This is a genomic window from Caulobacter sp. B11 (assembly GCF_002737765.1).
GTDB lineage: Bacteria > Pseudomonadota > Alphaproteobacteria > Caulobacterales > Caulobacteraceae > Caulobacter.
In genome coordinates this window covers 1-3,649 of sequence record NZ_PEGG01000337.1, presented here as the reverse complement: position 1 = coordinate 3,649, position 3,649 = coordinate 1, and the positions used below count along the sequence as shown (strand labels likewise).

Here is a 3,649-nt window from a genome sequence, read left to right as displayed (position 1 = left end):
GAGATTGATCAGGGCTAAGGGCATGGAAAGCGGCTTAGCGGAGCCCAGCGGCCTTGAACAGGGCGCACATCGGCGCCGGACGGCGATCAGGCTGTTCGCGGCCATAGCGGGCTTGTAAAGCTTGCCCCGGAGGAGACGCCCATGCCCCAGTCCGCACCCCGGCCCAAGGTCGGCCTAAGCCGTCGAATCGCCTGGATTTTCGTCGGGCCGACCGGCTTGAGACTCGGCTGGAGCGTTCTGCTGTTCCTGTTGATGGCGGGCGTGGTCCAGATCGGCCTGGCGATCGGCCTGTCCGCCGCCGGGGTCAGCAGCGCCGTCATGGGGCGGGATCCTGACAGCGCCCTGGGGACGATTCGCGTCGTATCCTTGATGCTGGTTTCGGTCGTCGTCGCCACGGCCGGCATGGCGCTGGTCGAACGCCGGAGCCCAGCGCAATACGGGCTCGCCCCGCGCCCGCTTTTGCCGCGACTGGCGCAAGGCACCGCGATCGGATTGGCCATGATGGCCGCCCTGGCTGGAATCCTGGTCGCCCTGGACGCGCTGCGGCTTGATCCGCCTGCCCTGGACGGGGCGCAGGCCCTGCGACAGGGGCTGCTGTGGTTGGTCGCCTGCCTGATGATCGGGCTCTATGAGGAGTTGGTCCTGCGCGGTTACCTGCTGGCCCGGCTCGCGCGCAGCCTCGGCTACCGCTGGGCGATCATCCTGACATCCCTGTTGTTCGCGGCCGGGCACCTCAGCAATGCCGGCGAGGGCTGGATCGGCCTGGTATCGGTCGTGCTGATTGGCCTGGTGTTCGGCTACAGCGTCTGGAAGACAGGCTCGCTGTGGTGGGCCATCGGCTATCACGCCGCCTGGAACTGGGCCCAGTCATTCCTGTTCGGCGTCGGCAACAGCGGTCATGACTCCACCGGCAGCCTGATGAGCGGACATCCCCTCGGCGCGGCCTGGCTCAGCGGCGGGCCGACCGGTCCGGAGGGCAGCCTGCTGAACCTGGTGGTCATCGCCGCCACCGCCGCCCTGCTGCGCTGGGGCGTCAGGGGCGCGCCCGTCGAGCGGGCATGAAAAAGGCCCGCCGCGTTTCCGCGAGCGGGCCTGATCCGATCACCGTCAGGCGATCCTAGTAGCGGTAGTGGTCCGGCTTGAACGGGCCGCTTTCCGGAACATTAATGTACTCGGCCTGGTCGGGACGCAGCTTGGAGAGCTTGGCGCCCAGCTTCTCCAGGTGGAGGAAGGCGACCTTTTCATCGAGGTGCTTGGGCAGGGTATAGACCTGGTTCTCGTAGGAGGCCCGGTTGGTCCACAGCTCGATCTGGGCCAGGGTCTGGTTGGTGAAGCTGGCGCTCATCACGAAGCTGGGGTGGCCGGTGGCGTTGCCCAGGTTCACCAGGCGGCCTTCGGACAGCACGATCAGCTTCTTGCCGTCCGGGAATTCCACGTGGTGGACCTGCGGCTTGATCTCGTCCCACTTGAAGTTGCGCAGGGCGGCGATCTGAATTTCAGAGTCGAAGTGGCCGATATTGCAGACGATGGCGTTGTTCTTCATCGCCCGCATGTCGTCCAGGGTGATGACGTCCTTGTTGCCGGTGGCGGTGACGAAGATGTCGGCCTTGGACGAGACGTCTTGCAGGGTCTGGACCTCATAGCCTTCCATCGCCGCCTGCAGGGCGCAGATCGGATCGACTTCGGTGACGATGACGCGGGCGCCGCCCTGGCGCAGCGAGGCGGCCGAGCCCTTGCCGACGTCGCCATAGCCGCAGACCACGGCGACCTTGCCCGACAGCATCACGTCGGTGCCGCGACGGATGGCGTCGACCAGGCTTTCGCGGCAGCCATAGAGGTTGTCGAACTTGGACTTGGTGACGCTGTCATTGACGTTGATGGCCGGGAAGGGCAGCTCGCCCTTCTGCGCCATCTGGTACAGGCGGTGGACGCCCGTGGTGGTTTCTTCCGACACGCCGGTGATGGCTTCGCGGATCGCGGTGTAGAAGCCCGGCTTCTCGGCCAGATACCGCTTCATCACGGTGTAGAGGGCTTCTTCTTCTTCGTTCTGCGGGTCGTTGAGAAGGGTCGGGTCCTTCTCGGCCTTGGGGCCCAGCACGCAGAGCAAGGTGGCGTCGCCGCCGTCGTCGAGGATCAGGTTCGGATAGCCGCCGTCGCTCCACTCGAAGATCTTGTGGGCGTATTCCCAGTACTCGACCAGGTTCTCGCCCTTGAAGGCGAACACCGGCACGCCCGAGGCGGCGATGGCCGCAGCGGCGTGGTCCTGGGTCGAGAAGATGTTGCACGACGCCCAGCGCACGTCGGCGCCGAGGGTGGTGAGGGTCTCGATCAGCACGGCGGTCTGGATGGTCATGTGCAGGCTGCCGGCGATGCGGGCGCCCTTCAGCACCTGGCCCGGGCCATATTCGGCGCGGGTGGCCATCAGACCGGGCATTTCGGTCTCGGCGATGGCGATTTCCTTGCGGCCGTAATCGGCGAGCGAGATGTCCTTGACGATGTAGTCGGCCACGGTCGGGCTCCTGCGGTCGGATGATGTCTTGACCGGCTCTATAGCGCTTCCAAGCCTACTGGGCAATTAACGCATAAGGATTTCTTTATATGCCTTTCGCGACACCGAGCGCCCCTGTGGCTGCGCGGCGCGTCACCAGAACGGCTTGGCCTCGGCGAAACGGTCAAAGGCCGCGACGGCGGCGGGCATGAGCAGGCCCTCGGCCTCGGCCGGCGCGGTCAGCTGGCCGGCGGCGAAAGCGGCCTCGGCGTCGTCGCTGTCCAGGACCACGGCCTTGGCCAGGGCGTCGCGGGCGATCAGGTCATTGAGGGCGCCGAGCGTGTCCTGCAGGGTCTTGACCGCCTCGATGAACCGCCTGGCGCGCTTGGGATGATCGGGAAACAGCGGTTCCAGGTCCTCGGCGGCGTACCGAAGCACCTTGCCCTTGATGCGCAGGGCATGGCGGGTGGCGGGGTCAAGGTTGGCGAGGTCCTCGCCACGCTTGAGGATCGTATGTCGGCGCTTGGTCAGCGCCTTGCGGGCCAGGGCGGCGGCCTCGCCGTCGCGCGCCTTGGCCAGGCCAGGCGCCGTGAGCCACGGCCCGGCCTCCAGCCAAGCGGCCGCCTCCAGGGTCAGGGCGCGATAGCGGTCGCTGTCCAGCGCCGCCAGGGCCCGTCCATAGGCCGTGGCCTGGGCGTCCAGCAGCGCCCGTCCGAAGGCGACCAGCGCCTGGGCGTGTCCCTCGGCGTCGCCATGCTCGACCGATGGCGGCGTCGTGGCGGCCGGCCGCCAGACCTCGTCAATGAAGACATCCAGGTCGCGCGCCGGGCCCAGGGCCCCAGCCAGCCACTTGAGCTCCTCGCGCAGACGCCGCGCCGCCGGATCATCGGTCAGGGTCTTGAAGGCGGAGAGCAGGGCGCGGAACCGACGGGCCGCGACGCGCAGGCGATGCACGGCTTCCGGGCTCGGTCGTTCGCGAAGGCTCTCGCCGTCGGAGCAGAGCCTGGCCAGGGCGGATTGACCCAGGGCCTGCAGGGCCTGGCCGGCGGTGAGGTCGGAATGAAGCACGAAGCCGTCGCGATCGACCCCCAGCCGCCGCTGCTCGCGGCCGTCCAGCGCCAGGGCGTAGCCGCGCTCGGCCTTGCTGACCAGCGACAGCCG

At 67.7% G+C, this 3,649-nt stretch carries 3 protein-coding genes; 1 reads left to right on the top strand and 2 read right to left on the bottom strand.

The window, feature by feature from the left end:
- The first annotated feature begins 141 nt into the window (after positions 1-141).
- Positions 142-1,062 carry a CPBP family intramembrane glutamic endopeptidase gene (locus tag CSW58_RS12265; RefSeq protein ID WP_099447472.1) on the top strand — a complete coding sequence of 307 codons (921 nt, stop codon included), beginning with the start codon at positions 142-144 and terminating at the stop codon, positions 1,060-1,062.
- Between the two features lie 55 nt (positions 1,063-1,117).
- On the opposite strand, the gene ahcY is transcribed toward CSW58_RS12265, so the two are convergent.
- Positions 1,118-2,509 carry an adenosylhomocysteinase gene (ahcY, locus tag CSW58_RS12260; RefSeq protein ID WP_099447471.1) on the bottom strand — a complete coding sequence of 464 codons (1,392 nt, stop codon included), beginning with the start codon at positions 2,507-2,509 and terminating at the stop codon, positions 1,118-1,120.
- Positions 2,510-2,641: 132 nt separating this feature from the next.
- A partial coding sequence (locus CSW58_RS12255; RefSeq protein ID WP_143755198.1) for a CHAD domain-containing protein occupies positions 2,642-3,649 on the bottom strand: 1,008 nt, incomplete at its 5' end.